We start from the raw sequence: 17,681 nt of genomic DNA, 5'->3' as shown, positions 1-17,681 counted from the left end.
CCCGCCGGGTCGGGAATGACCATTACCGGCTGAGCAGCTGGGATTTGCTTAGCGTGAAGGCGCTGTCGATCCAGGCTTGTTCCAGGGATTTGAGCTGATCCCCCAGCGCCTTGCCCTGAAAATCAGGCAGGTCGGCGGCCTTCACCGGGAAGGTGGCCTTTGCGCCGATTTCCGCCGCGTGCAGCGCGTTTGCGTCCACCGGCTGCTCGAAAAGCGCGGCGCGCAGCACCAGAATATCGCGCGCGGCGTCGACCCCGTGGTGATAGCCAAGGGGGCCCGGCGTCGTCGTGCTTGCCATCTCGTCACGGAAAAGCGTGAGCCGTTTCGCCTCTGCCTTCGACAGGCGCAACGCGTTTGCGTCCCCCCCAAGGGCCGCGAGGCGCCGGATAGCATCCGGGCGGAGGCCGTCTTCCAGCCCCGTCAACACCGTCAGCATCCGCGATGACGCCCCGGGCAAGACCGCTGCGAGGACGTGGGTCTGATCCATCGCCGCGACAGCGGGCGCTGGATCAGGCGCGCGGAGGAGGGTTTGAACCTCGGACCCCACCCGTTCCGCCGAAAGCCGCGCGATCCCGTCGAGGTTTGCGGCGCAGGCGGCGAGGCCCTCGGCGTCGAGCCCGCCCGTGGGGTCGGCATACCAGGCATGGAACCGAAAGAACCGCAGGATGCGCAGGTAATCCTCGGCGATCCGCGCGTCCGCGTCGCCGATGAACCGCACGCGCCTTGCCTTGAGGTCGTCCAAGCCCGCGCCGTTGGGGTCCAGAACCGCGCCGTCGCGCGTGGCGTATAACGCGTTAATGGTGAAATCCCGTCGTGCGGCATCCTCCGCCAATTCCCGGGTGAAGGCGACGGAGGCATGGCGGCCGTCCGTCTCTATATCGCGGCGTAGGGTCGTGATTTCATAGGGTGTGCCGTTTGAGACGACCGTGACGGTCCCATGGTCGATCCCCGTGGGGACGGCGCGCAGGCCGGCTGCCGTGGCCAGTTCCATGACTGTTTCAGGCCGCAACTCAGTGCATATGTCCAGGTCCGCCACGGGCGCGTCCAGCAAGCCGTTTCGCACGCAGCCGCCGACGAACCAGGCGCCGTGATCCCCGAGGGCATCAAAAATGGCAGCGGTTTCAGCCGAGGTCAGCCAGGGTGCGGAAAGCCGCATCACGCGACCCGGTCCGCGAGGGATTTCAGCATCCGCGCCGTCGCGCCCCAGATGTAGTAGGGGCCAAACGGCACCACGTAGTATTCGCGCCGCATCCCGCGCCAGCGGCGGCCTTCCACGGCGTAATTGCCGGGGTCCATCAGGAACGACAGCGGCGCGCGAAACACCTCGGCCACTTCGCCAGGCTCGGGGCGTGGCTGAAACTCGGCCTCGATCCGGGCGAGGAAGGGCGTCACCGAGTAGCTTGTCACCGTCTCGTGGGCGGGGAGTTCGGCCAGAACAGAGACGTTGGACGGATCAAGCCCGATCTCTTCGCGGGCCTCCCGCAGGGCGGCCTGAACGAGGCTTTCGCCCGCGTCGACCTTGCCGCCTGGAAAGGCGATTTGCCCCGGGTGATGCTTCAGGGTGGAGGCGCGTTTGGTGAGGATCACCTGATCGTCCAACACGCCGATCAACACCGCAGCCGGGCGCAGCACGCGGCCTTCGGGCAGGACCACACCGGGGTTCAGATCGTAATCTGAGGAAGGCCGCGCGGGAACATGGTCCAGCGCGGCCTCCAGGTTGCTTAGGTCAAACGGGCGACCCATCGGGGGCCCTTTCGGCTTCAAACCCCAAAGACAGGGGATCAAAGTCGTAATGCGCGCCGCAGAACTGGCAATCTGCGGTCACACGGCCTTCGTCCGTTGTCATATGGGCGATGTCCTTGGCCGAATAGATCGACAGGGACTGGCGCACGCGATCCTCGGAGCAGGTACAGCCGAACCCCACGGGCAGGGCATCGAACACGCGCGGCTGCTCTTCATGGAACAGACGCACCAGAAGCTCGGTCGGGGCGACATGGGGACCGATCAGCTCCATCTCGTCCGCCGTGCCCATCAGGATGTTGGCGCGGTTCCAATCCTCGGCCTTGTCGGGCTCGATCAGGTCTTGCGCCGTCAACACGCCGTCCGCGCCGCTGGGGCCATCTTTGGCTTCCAGCGAGGTTTCCGGCATCACCTGCAGCATCACGCCCCCGGCGCGCCAACCCTCGGCCTGGCCCGGTTCCTGGGCGCGCCCGTAGGACAGCTTGAAGGACGTCGGCAACTGCTCGGACTGCGCAAAATAGGCCTCGGCACAGGCCGACAGCGACCCCCCGGCAAGCGGCGTGATCCCTTGATAGGGTGCCATATCAGGCCCCTGATCAATCAGGATCGCGAAGTAGCCGCTGCCGATCTGCTCGAACGCGGGCGCGGACAGGTCCAACCGGTCTGCATCATAAGAGGCATAGGCCCGGATCTGCGCCGGCTCCCCCTCGGCGGTGCCTGCCACGAAATCCGTGGCCAGCAGCCGGATCGGCCCATCGCCGCGCACCTGCAACGACAGTTTCCAGCGCAGCTTGATGGTCTGCCCGATCAAGGCGGTCAGCAAGGCCATCTCGGCCACCATCGCCTCTACCGGCGCGGGGTAGTCGTGTTGCGACAGGATCCGGTCCAACGTCGTATCCAGGCGCGCCACGCGCCCCCGGATGTCCGAGCGGTCCAGCTGGAACGGCAACACCGTGTCATCCCACGCGAGTTTTGTGGTCAAAGTCATGGGGTCAGCCCCCCTTTACCGAATATTGGAAGTTCTGGTCCCATATAGGGGGCGCTTGGGCAACACCAAACCCCCTTCCTGCCGCAGTTCTGCCTTGCGTCTGCCGCATGGGGTTGGGACACCCCGGTTAACCAAAAGCAGGCGTAATGATGAAGATCCTTTTCGTGCATCAAAACTTCCCCGGCCAGTACCGAGAATTGTTCTCGTGGCTGCGGGCGCAAGGCGGGCATGAGTTGGTGTTTCTGACCCAGCGCAAGGATGTGCCGGTGATGGAAGGCGCGCGGATCGTGACCTATGCGACGCACCACAAGCCCGCCAAGGACGCCTACGCCCTGACCCAATATTGGGAGGAATGCACCGGCAACGGCTTTGGCTGCGCCCAGGCCGCCGGCAAGCTGCGCGGCGAGGGGTTCACGCCTGACATCATTCTGGGCCACGTCGGCTGGGGAGAGCTGACGTTCCTGAAAGAGATTTGGCCCAACACGCCGATCATCGGCTATTTCGAGTATTACTTCCTCGCCAAGGGCGGCAGCGTCGGCTTTGACCCGGAGTTTCCCGCCAGCCCCCATGCGCCCTTCACCATGCATGCCCGCAACGCGGTCAACTTCGCCAACATCCAGACCGTCGATCAGGGGCATTCGCCGACCCAGTGGCAGTGCGACACCTTCCCGGACAGTTTCAAGGACAAGATCTACGTCAAGCATGACGGCATCCGGACCGACAAGCTGTTGCCGGACCCCAAGGCAGAGGTCGCCCTGGGACGTCTTGGCCGGTCTGTCACTAAAGAAGACGAGATCTTCACCTATATGGCCCGCAATATGGAGCCGACCCGCGGCTTTCATTCCTTCATGCGGGCGCTGCCCCACATTCTGGATGCGCGCCCCAAGGCGCGGGCGTTGATCATCGGTGGGTCAGACGTGTCCTATGGCAAGAAGTCGGGGTCCGAGGGTGGCTATAGGGCCGAGATGGAGCGGGAGGTTGGCGATGCCGTCGATTGGTCCCGCGTCCATTTCCTGGGGCGGGTGCCGTATGAGGATTACCAGAAGATCATCCAGGTCAGCCGCTGCCACATCTACCTGACGGTACCATTCGTGTTGTCGTGGTCCTGTCTGGAGGCGATGTCGATGGGGGCCACGATTGTGGCGTCCGACGTGGCGCCGGTGCGCGAGGCGATCGAGCATGGCAAGACCGGGCTTTTGGCGGATTTCTTCGAGCCCAAGGATATCGCCCGCAAGGTGGTGGACGTGTTGGAGCGGCCCGGCACCTATGCGCATCTGGGCCCCGCCGCCCGCAAGCATGTGGTCAAGAATTACGACTTCCAAACGGTGTGCCTGCCCGAGCATCTGCGGCGCATCAATGCGCTGGTGCCCAAGGCGAAACGGATCGCGTTGCCCGCGCTCAAGTAACCCAAAGGGCGGTAGCGCAAGGAAAGAGCGTCAATTCGCGATGTTGTTGGCAGAGCCCACCAACCCGAAGGCCGAGCCGATCAGCCCGAAGATCGTCTGAACGCCGGTCACCGGGCTTTCCGTCACCAGCACCAGATCGCCGGGGTTCACCCGGAAATTGCGGGCCGAGAACAGACCGTCGGCATTGGTCATATCAAGCGAGAAGACGACGCGCGATTGGCTGGGTCCGCGCGTGTCGTTGCGCACGGCGGAGGTGGGATATTCACGCAGGATCAGGATGCCGCCGGGGTCGCCGCGGCGGCTTTCCACCCCGCCGATGATCGCCAGCGCGTCCAGCGCGGTGACGCGGTCCTGCGGGAAGGCGTGCTGGTTCTGCTGGCCCGCCGCGCCGAGCGACAGGAAATAGCGGCGGTCTTCCTCCACGATCACCCGGTCGCCGCCGCGCAGCAGCGTATCAAGGCCGGGTTCCGCGAACAGGCGGTCAATCGAAGTGCCATAGATCGAGCCCGCGCGGATCAGCCGGATCTGCGGGTTCTCCATCCCGCCGCGCACGCCGCCGGCATCGGCGATGGCGTTCAGCACGGTGTAGTTGCGGTCGGGCATCGGCAGGCGCCCCGGCGCGCCTACACCGCCGACCAGATCGATGGAGTTCGTGCGGCCCTCCACCAGTTCCAGCTGCACCTGAGCGGAGGGGGCGATGATGTCGATCTCTTGCTGCAACCGCTCTCGCGCCAATTGCGTCGACATGCCGGACACACGGACGTTGCCCACGTAGGGCACGAAGATCGTCCCATCAGGCCCCACGGTCAGCGCGTCGATGACAGCAGAGGGCTCTCCATTCGTCAGCAGGCTGTCATCGGCGCTGTCCCACACGGTCAGGCGCAGCTGATCGCCCGAGGCGATGACCTGGGTGCGCGCCCCGCCCGAGGTGGGGATCCAGTTCAGGTGACGCTCGCCGGTGGCGGGCCAGTCGTTGAGGATGCCCAGAAAAACACGGGTCACGGGGTAGACGGCGAAATCGGCAATCTCGCCGCTGGCGGCCTCTGTCACCTCCCGTTCCACCGGGGCGCCACGGGGTAACGCATCGCAGGCCACAAGGGTCAGCGACAGGGCGGCGCAGGCCAAGATCTTTGATAACCGCAATCGGGCCATGGGTGTCAGAGATCCCCCCAGATCAGGTGACAAACCTTTGAGTTCGCCTGAGGTTTACAGCGCAAACCCGCGCCGTCAACGGCGGCAGGCGCATTCCGCTTTGGGCGGTGCAAATTTACCCTAGCCGATGAAACTGCCGTTAGGCCTTTGACGACGGGGGCAATTCCATGGCAATCGGTGTGCAATACGAAGACGGCAGGTCGGGCAAGGCACACCGCGCATGGCAGAACACATCCTTTTGACGGGCGGCGCCGGGTACATTGGCTCGCACACCTATGTGGCGTTGGTCGAGGCCGGGTTTGAGGTGACCATTCTGGACAATTTCCAGAACGCCAACCGCTCGGTCGTGGACCGGCTCGCGCAGCTGACGGGCAAGCCGGTCAACCTGGCCGAGGCCGACGTGCGCGACGCCACCACGCTGGCCTCTCTGTTTTCCGAGCATCAGTTCGACGCGGTCGTGCATTTCGCCGCCCTCAAGGCCGTCAGCGAGAGTGTCGAAAAACCGCTCGACTATTTCGACGTGAACATCAGCGGGCTGATCAACCTGCTGCGCGTGATGGACGCGGCGGGGTGTCGGAAGATCGTCTTTTCCTCTTCTGCCACCGTTTACGGTGTCCCGGACGAGACGCCGACGCCCGAGACGGCCGAGTTCCGCGCGATGAACCCCTACGGCCAGACCAAGATCAGCGGTGAGCAGATCCTGAACCAACTGGTCGCCGCCGATGACCGCTGGAACATCGGCATCCTGCGCTACTTCAACCCCGCCGGGGCCCACGAAAGCCACCTGATCGGCGAGGACCCGCGCGACATCCCCAACAACCTGATGCCCTTCATCGCCAAGGTCGCCGCAGGCGAGCTGGACGAGCTGAACATCTACGGCGACGACTATGACACCGCGGACGGCACCGGCGTGCGCGACTATATCCATGTCGAAGACCTCGCGCGCGGACACGTCCTTTCACTCCGCGCGCTGTTGGGCGATGACCAGAGCCATCTGGTGAACCTTGGCACCGGGGTTGGCAATTCGGTGCGCGAGGTTCTGGCCGCCTACAAACGCGCATCAAACCGCGACATCCCCAACCGGGTGGTGGAACGCCGCGCGGGCGACGTGCCGATCTATGTGGCCAAGGCCGACAAGGCGGAAGAAGTCCTGGGCTTCCGAACCGAAAAGTCGCTGGACGACATGTGCGCCTCCAGCTGGGGCTGGATCGTTGGGCCGCATTCGTCAGAGGAGCCCGAGGAATGAGGACCGCGCTTGTCACAGGCTCGGCCGGGTTCATCGGCTACCACCTTTGCGCGCGCTTGCTGGCGGACGGCTGGAAGGTCGTGGGCCTTGATGCGATGACCGATTACTATGAAGTCGCGCTGAAGGACTCGCGCCTTGCCATGCTGACCGCGAATGAGGCCTTCACCCCGGTCCAGGCGCGCGTTGAAACCCCCGGCGTGCTGCACGACCTGTTCGACCAGCACCGTCCCGAGGCGGTCATTCACCTCGCCGCGCAAGCGGGGGTGCGCTATTCCATCGACAACCCCGAAAGCTATGTCGAGGCCAACCTGATCGGCACCTTCCGCCTGCTGGAGGCGATGCGGGCCTTCCCGCCGAAGCATTCGCTGCTGGCCAGCACCTCGTCCGCTTACGGCGCCAACACCGAAATGCCCTACGCCGAGACGATGCAGGCCGACCACCAGATGTCGTTCTACGCCGCCACCAAGAAATCGAACGAGGTGATGGCCCATTCCTACGCGCACCTCTACGATTTGCCGACGACGATGTTCCGCTTCTTCACCGTCTATGGCCCCTGGGGACGGCCCGACATGGCGCTGTTCAAGTTCACCAAGGCGATCCTCGAAGACCAGCCCATCGACGTCTACAACAATGGCGATATGGCGCGCGACTTCACCTATGTGACGGACCTGGTGGACGGGATCATCCGGCTGATCGAGGCTGTTCCCGGCACCGACGGCGTGGAAGGCGACAGCCTGTCGCCCGTGGCCCCGCACCGGATCGTCAACATCGGCAATTCCAATTCGGTGCAACTGCTCGACTATATAGAGGCGATCGAAGCGGCCACCGGGCGCAGGGCTGAGAAGAACATGATGCCGATGCAACCGGGCGATGTCCCCGCGACCTGGGCCGACGCCAGCCTGTTGCAGCACCTGACCCAATACAAACCCCGGACCCAAGTCACCGAGGGTGTCGCCAATTTCGTCGCGTGGTATCGCGACTACTACAACGTCTAAGCTCACAAGGACTTTCGCAAATGCGCATCACCATGATTGGAACCGGATATGTCGGCCTCGTCTCGGGTGTCTGTTTCTCGGACTTTGGCCATGATGTGATCTGCGTGGACAAAGACCCCCGCAAGATCGAGATGCTGACGGCGGGCGAAGTGCCGATCTATGAGCCGGGTCTTGATGCGCTGATGGCCAAGAACGTGGAGGCCGGGCGTCTGTCTTTCACCACCGATCTGGGTTCTGCCGTGGACGGTGCCGATGCGGTGTTCATCGCGGTCGGCACGCCCACACGGCGCGGCGATGGCCATGCAGACCTGACCTATGTGATGGCCGCAGCCGAGGAAGTCGCCCATGCGATGACCGACTATGCCGTGATCGTCACCAAATCCACCGTGCCGGTGGGCACCAACCGCAAGGTCAAACAGGTCGTCCACAAGGCGCGGCCCGATCTGGAGTTTGACGTCGCCTCCAATCCCGAGTTCCTGCGCGAGGGCGCTGCGATTGACGATTTCATGCGGCCCGACCGTGTCGTTGTCGGCGTGCAATCCCCCCGCGCGTCCGAGGTGATGGACGAGATCTACCGCCCCCTGTTCCTGCGCGACTTCCCCGTCGTGACAACGGACCTGGAAAGCGCGGAAATGATCAAATACGCCGCCAACGCGTTTCTTGCGACGAAGATTACCTTCATCAACGAGATTGCGGCGCTGTGTGAAAAGGTCGGCGCGGATGTCAAAGAGGTGTCAAAGGGCATCGGCATGGATGGGCGCATCGGTAACAAGTTCCTCCATGCCGGGCCGGGCTATGGCGGGTCTTGCTTCCCCAAGGACACCTCTGCCCTGGCCCGCATCGGTCAGGACCACGCTGTGCCCCAGAGCATTGTCGAAACGGTCATCCGGGTGAACGACGACATTAAGCACCGGATGATCGAAAAGCTGCGCGACCTCTGCGATGGGACGTTCAACGGCAAAATCATCAGCGTGCTTGGCGTGACGTTCAAGCCCAACACCGATGACATGCGCGACGCGCCGTCGTTGACGATTGTGCCAGCCCTTGTGGGCGGTGGCGCGAAGGTCCGCGTTGTGGATCCCCAGGGCTTCCGCGAGGGCGAGGCGCTGCTGCCCGGCGTCAATTGGGTCGATGACCCTTATAAGGCGGCCAACAAGGCCGACCTCGTGGTGATCCTGACGGAATGGAATGAGTTCCGGGCGCTGGATCTGACCAAACTTGCCAAGAAGATGGCGGTGCCCCGCATGGCGGACCTGCGCAACGTCTATAGTCCCCGTGACGCCAAACGCGCCGGGTTCGAGGCCTACGAGGGCGTCGGGCGCTAGATCCGCCGCCTTTTATCCCCCCAACGCATGACCTTCGTGATTCGAGCGGCCCCAGGGCCCTCGGGCCGGTGTTTTGGTGAAATGTTACAGTCTCAGCGGTGGTGTTCACGCGCTCTTCACGGGAATGACCTTGGGTGAACACCGACCCGTGAGAACGCCGCTCACGGGGTCATCACCTGGAGAGTAGGAGAGTGAAATCATCTATTTTGAGCCGCCTTCAGGCTCCAAAGGTACTCCCAGGCAATCAGCCAAACGTCGGGTCCCAAGGACAAGCCAAACGGCCCGGCACACGGCACGAGAGATTGCCCTAAACATATGAAACTGAAGGGATACTACCAATGAAACGCCTCGCACTTGCAGCAGCACTCGCCGCCTCCACCATCGCCGCTCCGGCCTTCGCGCAAAGCAGCGCCGCCGAGTTCGCGATCATGCACTTCAACATGGACCAGGACAGCGCCGGTGACCGTCGCATGTCGCCCATGGGCCTGACCACGGTCGAACTGACACCCGGCAGCACCATCGCTGACGTCTTCTCGCACCTCAACATGGACGCTGACCGCGCCATGGACGTTGCGGGTTCCGGCAACGGCGTCACGGTGATCATGGGCGATCCGGCCTTCGCAGCCGACATCTTCCGTCGCCTGATGGAAGAGCAGGAAGAAGGCGGCAACTAAGCCCAGACACCTAGCAACCTGCGGCCCCTGTCTTCACGGCGGGGGCCGTTTTCGTTTACGCAAGGCCCGCGCGCAGAAGGTCGTGCAGATGGATGATCCCGATGGGCCGCGTCTCCGCATCCACCACAAACAGCGCCGTGATCTTGTTGGCGGCCATCACGCCCATCGCCTCAGCCGCCAGCGCGTCCGGCGCGGTGGTTCGGGGCTTTCGCGTCGCCACTTCCCCCGCGGTGTGGTCAGTGAGATGGGCAATGTTGCGGCGCAGGTCCCCGTCCGAGATAACGCCCGTCAGGGCACCGTTCTCAATCACTCCAGCGATCCCGAAGCTTTTCTCGCTCATCACCACCAGGGTCTCGGCCATCGGCGTGGCGGCTTCCACCAGGGGCAGCGCATCCGGCCCATGCATCAGTTGCGCCACGGTGGACAGTTGCGCGCCCAGTTTGCCGCCCGGGTGGAAGGTGCGGAACTGTTCGGGCAGGAACCCGCGGCGTTCCATCACCGCGACGGCCAGCGCATCGCCAAGCGCCAGGGCGAGGGTCGTGGATGTGGTGGGCGCCATCCCCAGGGCACAGGCCTCTTCCGCCGCCGGAAGGGTCAGGCGGTAGTCGGCGGCGCGCATCAGGGTGCTGTCGGGCTTCTTCGAGATCCCGACCAGCGGGATCGCAAAACGCGCGACATGGGCGATGATGTCGCCCAATTCCGTCGTCTCGCCGGAATTCGAGATCGCGATCACCAGATCGCCCGGCATCACCATGCCCAGGTCGCCGTGGCTGGCCTCGGCGGCGTGAACAAAGGTCGACGGCGTCCCGGTGGAGGCAAACGTCGCGCTGATCTTGCGGCTGATGTGGCCGGACTTTCCGATGCCGCACAGGATCACCCGGCCGGTGGTGGCCAGAATAGCCTCGGCCGCCGGGGCAAAATCCTCGGGCAGGGCGTCAGCCAGCGCGCGGACGGCGCGGGCCTCGGTGTGCAACACGCGCGCGCCAGTGTCGCGCAGGGAATGGGGTATTTCATCGGACATATGCGCCGTTTAGCGGAGCCGCGCGCGCTTGGCGAGAAGATTGGGTTTTCGCCCGTCCCCGCCCGTGGCAGAACAGGCGCCATGAACAGACGTTTTGGAAATTGGCCCAAGCCCGGCCAACCGCACCCGCCGCGCCCCGGTGTCTATGCCATCATCGACGCGGGCGACGGCCTTCTGGCCTCTTTCCAGGAAGCCCCGGTGCCCGAGTTGCAATTGCCCGGCGGCGGCATCGACCCCGGAGAGCAGCCGCTTGCCGCCCTGCACCGCGAGGTGATGGAGGAGACCGGCTACCGCATTCATTCCCTGCGCCGCCTGGGCATGTTCCACCGCTATACCTTCATGCCCGACTATGATCGTTATGCGCAGAAGCAATGTCATATCTACACCGCGCGCCTGGGCCGTCGCTGGTCCGCCCCGACCGAGCCGGGGCACACGGCGGTGTTTCTGCCCTGGGACGTCGCGGCAGAGAAGCTCGCCGTGTCCGGCGACCGCCATTTCCTTGCCCGTTACCTCAAGGGCCGCGCCCGTCGTAGCTGAACAGCAGCGCCGAGAGGTCATCGGGAAAATCCTTGTGACCCGCGAAGTCCACCAACCCGTTGCGCAGCGCGTCAAGGAAGGCCTGATCCTGGCTGTCTTTGTGGGCGCCCATCAGGGCGATGAGGCCGTCATCGTCCAACATCTCTCCGTCCGGGTCGGGGCATTCGGTCAACCCATCGGAGTAGAGCAACAGACGGTCACCGGGGTGCAACTGCGCCTCGAACGAAGTGAAGGGCATCTCGGGCAAAAGGCCCACCGGGGGGCCGCCATCGCCGACCATATCCACATGGCCGTCAGCGCGTAGAATCATCGGGTGCGGGTGGCCTGCCTGTACCATGCGCACCAACCCGGTCTTCAGGTTCGCAACCGCGATGCAGATGGTGAAATAGCGATCAGTCTGCACCTCTTTCAGCATCAGGTCATTCATCCGCCCCGCCGCCACATCGGGCGGCAGATCGCACAGCGTGCCGTCCATGCCGCGCGTCAGCGCGATGTTCTGATCCGGCGAGGCCTCTGACAGCATCCCGGCAATCCGCGCCGCCAGCATCGCCGAGGCGACCCCGTGCCCGGACACATCGATGCTGAACAGCCCGATGACATCCTCGCTCACGTTGAAATAGCCCACCATATCGCCGCCGACATGGCCGCTTGCCTCCAGCAACAACGACACCCGGGCGCCGTCGAAGGGGCGATGGGCGTCTTGCAGCAACGCCATTTGCAGGCGCCGCGCCTCATCCAGGTCGCGGTCAATCGCGCTGTAGAGCAGTTGCAATTCGTCCAGCGTCGTCTCCAACAGGCCGTTTTTCTTCCGCAGTTCCTGCTGCATGGCGACGATCCGGGCGCCCGCGTTCATGCGGGCCTGCAATTCGGGCGGGCGCACGGGTTTGTTGAGGAAATCATCGGCGCCCGCGGCCAACCCCTCGGCCACCGCGCTCCGCTCGGACTTGGAGGTTAGAAGCAGGACATAGGGATAGGTCTCGGTCACCTCGGCGCGCAGGCAGCGGCAGAATTCCGGCCCCGTCATCTCGGGCATCATCCAGTCGCACAGGATCAGGGAGACTGCCGGATCCCGCGCCAGCGTCAACGCCTCTACCGGGTCGCCGGTAGAGATCGCGGAATGGCCCCACTTTCGCAGCAATGCACAGACCATGTTGCGCTGCGCGGCACTGTCATCCAACACCAGAACGGTCAGGGAATCGGGACTTGGATCGGCGGTGCCAACCTGTGCCGTCACCGCTGTCGGAAATAGTGCCCCCATGATCGTCCTCGGTCTGTTTCGACGCGGACTATGGGCCGATTCATTTAACGGGGTGTGAATGGAACAATTCGAACGGATTTCCTGCCCCGCCCCATCGTTTTGTTAAGGTTTGCACGGCCTACTGCGCGGTGACGGACGAGAAGGAATCTGACCATGGACCATGTCGATTGGGACCGCCTGAATGAGTTGCGCGCAGATATCGGGGAAGAAGATTTCGCCGATGTCGCGATGCTTTTCGTGGCCGAGTTGCAGGAAACGCTGGACAAGTTGACGCCGGAAAAGGCCACGACGGCGGATTTCCACTTTCTGCGGGGCTCTGCGGCGAACCTGGGGTTTGTGACGTTGGTCGACGCCTGTTCCCTGGCAGAAGCGGCGTGCAATGCCAGCGAAAAGCCCGACGTAAACGCCGTAAGCCGCGCCTTCGCCGCCGCCCTGAACGAGGTTGCGCCGCATGTCCCGGAGCTGGCGGCCTAGATCAGGAAATCCGCCAGGATCTGGTCGTCGGTGATATCGCGAAAGCCAAAACCGCGCGACGCGACACGCTCTTCCAACTCGGGGAAACTGGCGGCACGGAGCGACTCGATGCCGATCAGCACTGACCCGAAGTTGCGGGAGTTCTTCTTGAGGTACTCGAACCGCGTGATGTTGTCGTCCTCGCCCAACAGATCCAGGAAATCGCGCAGCGCGCCGGGGCGCTGTGGCAGGCGGAGGATGAAGTACTTCTTCAACCCCTGCCACTTCTGGGCGCGCTCCTTCACTTCAGGCAACCGCTCAAAATCAAAGTTCCCGCCCGAGGTGACGCACACAACCGTCTTGCCCGCGATCTGATCGCGGATGTCATCGAGCACCGTGACAGACAGCGCCCCCGCAGGCTCCAACACGACCCCTTCCAGGTTCAACATCTCTTGAATCGTCACGCAGATCCGGTTTTCGGGCACGACAAGCACATCGCGCGGGCTGACGCTGCGCAGGACCTCGAAGTTGCGGTCGCCGATGCGGGCGACGGCGGCACCGTCCACAAATGTATCCGTGATTTCAATGGTTTGCGGCGCGCCGATCTTCAACGACGCGGTCAGGCTGGGCCCGCCCGCGGGCTCGACCAGCGTCGTGGCGGTGCCGGCGCCCATATCGCGCAGATAGGACAACATGCCCGACGACAGGCCGCCGCCGCCCACCGGCAGCACCAGATGATCGGGCGCGCGGCCCAATTGCTCCAACATCTCCACCGCGACCGAGGCCTGGCCCTCGATCACGTCCGGGTCGTCGAAAGGGGACAGGAAATGCGCGCCAACCTCAGCGCAATAGGCCTTAGCGGCGGCCTGCGTTTCGTCGAAGAAATCGCCTTCCAGCACGATCTCGACCGCGTCGCCGCCGAAGGTGCGGGTCTTCAGCACCTTCTGATCCGGCGTTGTCACCGGCATATAGATCCGCCCCCGCACCCCGAAATGCGCGCAGACATAGGCCATGCCCTGGGCGTGGTTGCCGGCGCTGGCGCAGACGAAATCCATCTGGTCCGGCTTTGCCGCACGCACCTTGCGCATCGCATTGAACGCGCCGCGCAGCTTGTAAGAGCGCACCGGCGACAGGTCTTCGCGCTTTAGCCAGATGTCCGCCGCGAAACGCTCACTCAGATAAGCGTTCTTCAAAAGCGGGGTCGCCGGAAACAAATCCCGGAGCGCGGCAGTTGTGGCCCGCGCCTTCTCGGAAAAACTGGTGGCAGTGGAAAAAACAGTCATTTCTCTGACTTGGCGGCTTGCGCGCTTCGAGTCCAGCCAAAGATCACGCCGAGGCTCAGTTCAACTGACGCCCCTCGATCAGATTGCCGTAGAGCGTTGTCATCAGCGCCAGGTTCACCAGCATCTGCATCCAGCTGACCGCAATGCTCAGGATCACGCCGACCATCGACAGCGTCACCTGCTGTTGCGCGCCGAAGGGAGTCTCGACCGGGATCGCCGTGCCGAAGGCGGCGATGATGCCCTGGTTCAGGATCGTCGACGCCAGCGCAATCACGATGATCGGCAGCACGATCTGGCCCGACACCGGCGCCGTCGCCCGCCAGCTTTCGCCAATCCCCAGTTTCTCACCAATGGCGGCGGCAGGAAGGATCAGCCCGATCCGCGTCGCGATCCACGACAAGCCAAAGACCAGGCCAACGCCAAGGGCGATGGCCAGCGCCTGGCTTTGCACAACCGCCACGACGATGCCGATCACGAGGGCAATGCCAAAGCCCGCCCCGATCATGATCAGGCCGATCAGGATCGCATTGCCAAGGTAATTGGCAATGTTCGACCCGCGCCAGTTCGGGAACAGCCCGGTGGGATATTCCTCCAGCAAGACAAATCGATGCCAGGCGACCGCCGCCCAAAGCCAACACACAAACCCGGCAATCACGGCCAGCACAAACCCCCAGACGCCCGCTGCGGTGCCATCATCCGGCCCCGTATCGATGCCCATCAAGAAGGTTTCGCCGGTCAGCAAGCCAGGGTTGGTGACCAGAACGATCACCACGGGCACCGCCAAAAGCACCAGCGTGATCCGCGCGGCATGGCCGAGGTTGCCGAAGACCTGCACCACCACGTGCCGGAGGAGTTGGTAGCCATAGTCCATCGGGCGCTCCACTTGCTTGCTTGCCCCCTGAAAACCCGGTATCGCGCCTTGCGTCAACATGCATCACGGAGTTCCGCCCATGTCTGCCCCAAAGAAGGTTGTGCTCGCCTATTCCGGCGGCCTCGATACCTCGATCATCCTCAAGTGGCTGCAGACGGAGTATGGCTGCGAGGTCGTCACCTTCACCGCCGATCTGGGCCAGGGCGAAGAGCTGGAACCCGCGCGGAAAAAGGCCGAGATGATGGGTGCCTCCGACATCTATATCGAGGATCTGCGCGAAGAATTCGTGCGCGATTTCGTGTTCCCGATGTTCCGCGCCAATGCTTTGTACGAGGGGCTGTACCTTCTGGGCACGTCGATTGCGCGGCCCTTGATCTCCAAGCGGCTGGTGGAGATTGCCGAGGAAACCGGCGCCGATGCCGTGTCCCACGGCGCCACCGGCAAGGGCAACGATCAGGTCCGGTTCGAGCTCTGCGCTTATTCCCTGAACCCCGAGATCCAGGTCATCGCGCCCTGGCGCGAGTGGGATCTGGGCTCGCGCACCAAGCTGATCGAATTCGCTGAGGCGCACCAAATCCCCATCGCCAAGGACAAACGCGGCGAGGCACCGTTCAGCGTCGACGCCAACCTTCTTCACACATCCTCCGAGGGCAAGATGCTGGAGGACCCGGCCGAGGAAGCGCCCGATCACATCCTGCAACGCATCACCCGGCCGGAGGACGCGCCCGACACGCCCGAGATGGTGGAAATCACCTTCGAGAAGGGCGACGCCGTCGCCATCAACGGTGAAGCGCTGAGCCCCGCCACGATCCTGACCGAGCTCAACCGCTTGGGCGGCAAGCACGGCATCGGCATCCTCGATCTCGTGGAAAATCGCTTCGTCGGCATGAAATCCCGCGGCATCTACGAGACACCCGGCGGCACGGTCCTGCTGGAAGCCCACCGCGGGATCGAGCAAATCACGCTCGACGGCGCGTCGGGCCACCTGAAAGACAGCATCATGCCGCGCTATGCCGAGCTGATCTACAACGGCTTCTGGTTCTCGCCCGAGCGCGAGATGCTGCAAGCCCTGATCGATAAAAGCCAGGAACATGTGACCGGCACCGTGCGCCTGAAACTCTACAAAGGTGCCGCGCGCACCGTGGCCCGCTGGTCCGATCATTCGCTCTACTCGGAAGCGCATGTGACGTTTGAAGAAGACATGGGCGCCTACGACCAGACCGACGCGCAAGGCTTTATCCAACTAAACGCCCTGCGCCTGAAACTGCTCGCCGCCCGAAACCGCAAGTTCAACGACTAAACGCGTGCCGTGACTTAAAGGAGCGCCCAAGGGCGCATTCCTTTCTTCTCCCCTCCCCCCTTTTGGGGGAGGCTCGCGCGGGCGCCCGTGGCGAAGGGCAGGGAAATCCGCCCACCCTTCGCGCCCCTTTCATCTTGCCAGAAAAACTCCCCCCGGAGGGTCTGCGCATCCCTGATGCGCTTGGGGGCAGAGCCCCCAAAAACAAAGGAAATGCGCCAAAGGCGCTCATTTTGATCAGATCACGGAAGGATCAGTCTTCGCCCGTATCTGCACAATGCCGTCGAAACGCGCGCTTGAGCATCTCCAGCTCTTCCCGCAGTAGCGTCAACTCGCCCCGAATATCCTCATCCAGTGCCGAGCCCGCCATCAGCGTGATCCGGTCCAGCACCTCGCCCGTGGCCGTGGACCGCAGGCCCACCACCTGCACCCCATCGCTCAACACATCCGCCGGCAGGTCCAGCGCCACCTGCATCGCGCCCGGCTCATCGGGATGCGCCGTGACCTGCGCCACGCCGACGATGCGGCCTTTGTGCAGCGCCTCGATCTCGGTCTGTCCCGCGCCCGTTAGCACGCCTTGATAACGGCCAGCTTGAAGGGTCGTGCGCACCAATGCTTCTGCCATGGTCACTCCTTAAAAATCAGCCCGCGGCGCGCGCAGCATCACCATGTCCCACAGGGCGACCCGGGTCATCTTCGGGCCTTCCACGATCAGGTCCAGCCAGGCCTTCTCCAGCCGCTTTTCGTTGATCTTGGAATAGGCGAGGTCGAATTCGGCCTGCCCCTTGGTGTCTTCAAACTCCACCTGGCGCACCATCTGTTCGACATTGGGGCCGTGCTGGATGTTGAGGCGGGCGTAAATCTCGACCGGCTGTTCGCGGTCGGCCACAAGGTTCACGGTGATGAAGTGGTTGCGGGTCAGGCCCACCAGCGCCTCGGGCGCCAGGTCCTGGACGAAAGACACGAAGGACCCGTCGAAACGGTAGACCTCCAACACCAGCCCGAATTGCGCGCCCGGCACCCAATGGGGCGCGCGTTCCTGGCGCAGGCTCATCTCGGCGTGGCTGGCGTCGTGGAAGACCGTCGCGCCGCCCGGCAGCGGTGTGGGAGAGCTCAGCCCCACCATGCCACGGGGCCGCATCTCGTCGCTCCAGGGGGCGGGACGCGCCGCCCAGTCGCATTGGTCCGGGCGCTCGATCCCGTCAGACCCGGCAGAGCGCGCCAGCAGCGCGGATCGGGACTGGGCCGCCATGGCATCCATCCGGTCGCGCATCCCGCGAATGTCGCCGTTCATGCGCTTGAGTTCAGATGTCGAAAGATCCCCGGGTGTCCGCAACGCCCGTTGCCAGCGTTTCAGGGTCTGACCCAGGCCAAACCCACCGAAAATACCAGGAAATTCCTGACCCATGATTGATGCCCTTTGTACTCGAACCGC

18 protein-coding genes are annotated in these 17,681 nt (G+C 63.8%); 8 read left to right on the top strand and 10 right to left on the bottom strand.

Features of this window, described 5'->3' with window-relative positions:
* Positions 1-22: 22 nt before the first annotated feature.
* From AC6I9R_RS00440 to hslO, 3 genes are read right to left on the bottom strand one after another with little or no spacing between them, the layout of a single operon-like run.
* Entirely contained in the window at positions 23-1,156 is a 1,134-nt protein-coding gene (locus tag AC6I9R_RS00440; RefSeq protein WP_461428781.1) for a CCA tRNA nucleotidyltransferase, read from the bottom strand.
* Positions 1,156-1,743, bottom strand: coding sequence for an NUDIX hydrolase (locus AC6I9R_RS00435; RefSeq protein ID WP_461428780.1), 588 nt, complete (start codon positions 1,741-1,743; stop codon positions 1,156-1,158). The genes AC6I9R_RS00440 and AC6I9R_RS00435 overlap by 1 nt, the downstream gene beginning before the upstream one ends.
* Complete coding sequence (gene hslO, locus AC6I9R_RS00430; protein WP_461428779.1) at positions 1,727-2,728, bottom strand: Hsp33 family molecular chaperone HslO; 1,002 nt, start codon at positions 2,726-2,728, stop codon at positions 1,727-1,729. The genes AC6I9R_RS00435 and hslO overlap by 17 nt, the downstream gene beginning before the upstream one ends.
* A 149-nt stretch (positions 2,729-2,877) precedes the next feature.
* On the opposite strand from hslO, the gene AC6I9R_RS00425 reads away from it, so the two are divergent.
* Positions 2,878-4,134, top strand: coding sequence for a glycosyltransferase family 4 protein (locus AC6I9R_RS00425; RefSeq protein ID WP_461428778.1), 1,257 nt, complete (start codon positions 2,878-2,880; stop codon positions 4,132-4,134).
* A 30-nt stretch (positions 4,135-4,164) separates the two neighbouring features.
* Here AC6I9R_RS00425 and AC6I9R_RS00420 read toward each other — a convergent pair whose 3' ends face one another.
* Positions 4,165-5,259, bottom strand: a complete 1,095-nt coding sequence (locus tag AC6I9R_RS00420) for a polysaccharide biosynthesis/export family protein (RefSeq protein WP_461428777.1) — start codon at positions 5,257-5,259, stop codon at positions 4,165-4,167.
* Between the two features lie 247 nt (positions 5,260-5,506).
* Here AC6I9R_RS00420 and galE point away from each other — a divergent pair, with 247 nt between their 5' ends.
* The 4 genes from galE to AC6I9R_RS00400 all read left to right on the top strand — a co-directional run bounded on the left by galE (position 5,507) and on the right by AC6I9R_RS00400 (position 9,526).
* Complete coding sequence (gene galE / locus AC6I9R_RS00415; protein ID WP_461428776.1) at positions 5,507-6,532, top strand: UDP-glucose 4-epimerase GalE; 1,026 nt, start codon at positions 5,507-5,509, stop codon at positions 6,530-6,532.
* Complete coding sequence (locus AC6I9R_RS00410) at positions 6,529-7,527, top strand: NAD-dependent epimerase/dehydratase family protein (protein ID WP_461428775.1); 999 nt, start codon at positions 6,529-6,531, stop codon at positions 7,525-7,527. Before galE ends, AC6I9R_RS00410 begins: the two co-directional genes overlap by 4 nt.
* Before the next feature lie 20 nt (positions 7,528-7,547).
* Entirely contained in the window at positions 7,548-8,852 is a 1,305-nt protein-coding gene (locus AC6I9R_RS00405; RefSeq protein ID WP_461428774.1) for a UDP-glucose dehydrogenase family protein, read from the top strand.
* A gap of 338 nt (positions 8,853-9,190) precedes the next feature.
* Positions 9,191-9,526: a hypothetical protein gene (locus AC6I9R_RS00400; RefSeq protein ID WP_461428773.1), complete on the top strand. Its 336-nt coding sequence runs from the start codon at positions 9,191-9,193 to the stop codon at positions 9,524-9,526.
* Between the two features lie 55 nt (positions 9,527-9,581).
* On the opposite strand, the gene AC6I9R_RS00395 is transcribed toward AC6I9R_RS00400, so the two are convergent.
* Positions 9,582-10,547: a KpsF/GutQ family sugar-phosphate isomerase gene (locus AC6I9R_RS00395; RefSeq protein WP_461428772.1), complete on the bottom strand. Its 966-nt coding sequence runs from the start codon at positions 10,545-10,547 to the stop codon at positions 9,582-9,584.
* An 81-nt stretch (positions 10,548-10,628) separates the two neighbouring features.
* Between AC6I9R_RS00395 and AC6I9R_RS00390 the strand changes: the two genes are divergently transcribed.
* Positions 10,629-11,084, top strand: coding sequence for an NUDIX hydrolase (locus tag AC6I9R_RS00390; protein ID WP_461428771.1), 456 nt, complete (start codon positions 10,629-10,631; stop codon positions 11,082-11,084).
* Here AC6I9R_RS00390 and AC6I9R_RS00385 read toward each other — a convergent pair.
* Positions 11,059-12,342 (bottom strand): PP2C family protein-serine/threonine phosphatase, encoded by a 1,284-nt coding sequence (locus tag AC6I9R_RS00385; RefSeq protein WP_461428770.1) that lies wholly within the window; start codon positions 12,340-12,342, stop codon positions 11,059-11,061. The two genes, AC6I9R_RS00390 and AC6I9R_RS00385, sit on opposite strands and share 26 nt — an antisense overlap.
* 153 nt (positions 12,343-12,495) lie before the next feature.
* Here AC6I9R_RS00385 and AC6I9R_RS00380 point away from each other — a divergent pair, with 153 nt between their 5' ends.
* On the top strand, positions 12,496-12,816 hold the full coding sequence (locus tag AC6I9R_RS00380; protein ID WP_461428769.1) for an Hpt domain-containing protein: 321 nt from the start codon (positions 12,496-12,498) through the stop codon (positions 12,814-12,816).
* Here the strand turns inward: AC6I9R_RS00380 and ilvA are convergent.
* Together ilvA and AC6I9R_RS00370 are read right to left on the bottom strand one after the other, a co-directional pair.
* Positions 12,813-14,078: a threonine ammonia-lyase IlvA gene (gene ilvA, locus AC6I9R_RS00375; protein ID WP_461428768.1), complete on the bottom strand. Its 1,266-nt coding sequence runs from the start codon at positions 14,076-14,078 to the stop codon at positions 12,813-12,815. The two genes, AC6I9R_RS00380 and ilvA, sit on opposite strands and share 4 nt — an antisense overlap.
* A 55-nt stretch (positions 14,079-14,133) precedes the next feature.
* Entirely contained in the window at positions 14,134-14,949 is an 816-nt protein-coding gene (locus AC6I9R_RS00370; protein WP_461428767.1) for a hypothetical protein, read from the bottom strand.
* A gap of 79 nt (positions 14,950-15,028) precedes the next feature.
* On the opposite strand from AC6I9R_RS00370, the gene AC6I9R_RS00365 reads away from it, so the two are divergent.
* Positions 15,029-16,249, top strand: a complete 1,221-nt coding sequence (locus AC6I9R_RS00365) for an argininosuccinate synthase (protein ID WP_461428766.1) — start codon at positions 15,029-15,031, stop codon at positions 16,247-16,249.
* Between the two features lie 250 nt (positions 16,250-16,499).
* Here AC6I9R_RS00365 and AC6I9R_RS00360 read toward each other — a convergent pair whose 3' ends face one another.
* Positions 16,500-16,871 carry a hypothetical protein gene (locus AC6I9R_RS00360; protein ID WP_461428765.1) on the bottom strand — a complete coding sequence of 124 codons (372 nt, stop codon included), beginning with the start codon at positions 16,869-16,871 and terminating at the stop codon, positions 16,500-16,502.
* A gap of 9 nt (positions 16,872-16,880) precedes the next feature.
* The gene (locus AC6I9R_RS00355; protein WP_461428764.1) at positions 16,881-17,654 is read right to left on the bottom strand and encodes a DUF6478 family protein; all 774 of its coding nucleotides are present in this window, start codon (positions 17,652-17,654) and stop codon (positions 16,881-16,883) included.
* Between the last annotated feature and the right edge of the window lie 27 nt (positions 17,655-17,681).

Source organism: Gymnodinialimonas sp. (assembly GCF_059726805.1).
The sequence above is the reverse complement of the archived record's forward strand: the minus strand, read 5'-3'. Positions and strand labels throughout refer to the sequence as shown.

What these genes read in the sequence shown, in the direction of transcription:
- AC6I9R_RS00440 (WP_461428781.1), bottom strand. Translation starts at nt 1,156, where the DNA reads ATGCGGCTTTCCGCACCCTGGCTGACCTCGGCTGAAACCGCTGCCATT.
- AC6I9R_RS00435 (WP_461428780.1), bottom strand. Translation starts at nt 1,743, where the DNA reads ATGGGTCGCCCGTTTGACCTAAGCAACCTGGAGGCCGCGCTGGACCAT.
- hslO (WP_461428779.1), bottom strand. Translation starts at nt 2,728, where the DNA reads ATGACTTTGACCACAAAACTCGCGTGGGATGACACGGTGTTGCCGTTC.
- AC6I9R_RS00425 (WP_461428778.1), top strand. Translation starts at nt 2,878, where the DNA reads ATGAAGATCCTTTTCGTGCATCAAAACTTCCCCGGCCAGTACCGAGAA.
- galE (WP_461428776.1), top strand. Translation starts at nt 5,507, where the DNA reads ATGGCAGAACACATCCTTTTGACGGGCGGCGCCGGGTACATTGGCTCG.
- AC6I9R_RS00410 (WP_461428775.1), top strand. Translation starts at nt 6,529, where the DNA reads ATGAGGACCGCGCTTGTCACAGGCTCGGCCGGGTTCATCGGCTACCAC.
- AC6I9R_RS00405 (WP_461428774.1), top strand. Translation starts at nt 7,548, where the DNA reads ATGCGCATCACCATGATTGGAACCGGATATGTCGGCCTCGTCTCGGGT.
- AC6I9R_RS00400 (WP_461428773.1), top strand. Translation starts at nt 9,191, where the DNA reads ATGAAACGCCTCGCACTTGCAGCAGCACTCGCCGCCTCCACCATCGCC.
- AC6I9R_RS00395 (WP_461428772.1), bottom strand. Translation starts at nt 10,547, where the DNA reads ATGTCCGATGAAATACCCCATTCCCTGCGCGACACTGGCGCGCGCGTG.
- AC6I9R_RS00390 (WP_461428771.1), top strand. Translation starts at nt 10,629, where the DNA reads ATGAACAGACGTTTTGGAAATTGGCCCAAGCCCGGCCAACCGCACCCG.
- AC6I9R_RS00385 (WP_461428770.1), bottom strand. Translation starts at nt 12,342, where the DNA reads ATGGGGGCACTATTTCCGACAGCGGTGACGGCACAGGTTGGCACCGCC.
- AC6I9R_RS00380 (WP_461428769.1), top strand. Translation starts at nt 12,496, where the DNA reads ATGGACCATGTCGATTGGGACCGCCTGAATGAGTTGCGCGCAGATATC.
- ilvA (WP_461428768.1), bottom strand. Translation starts at nt 14,078, where the DNA reads ATGACTGTTTTTTCCACTGCCACCAGTTTTTCCGAGAAGGCGCGGGCC.
- AC6I9R_RS00370 (WP_461428767.1), bottom strand. Translation starts at nt 14,949, where the DNA reads ATGGACTATGGCTACCAACTCCTCCGGCACGTGGTGGTGCAGGTCTTC.
- AC6I9R_RS00365 (WP_461428766.1), top strand. Translation starts at nt 15,029, where the DNA reads ATGTCTGCCCCAAAGAAGGTTGTGCTCGCCTATTCCGGCGGCCTCGAT.
- AC6I9R_RS00360 (WP_461428765.1), bottom strand. Translation starts at nt 16,871, where the DNA reads ATGGCAGAAGCATTGGTGCGCACGACCCTTCAAGCTGGCCGTTATCAA.
- AC6I9R_RS00355 (WP_461428764.1), bottom strand. Translation starts at nt 17,654, where the DNA reads ATGGGTCAGGAATTTCCTGGTATTTTCGGTGGGTTTGGCCTGGGTCAG.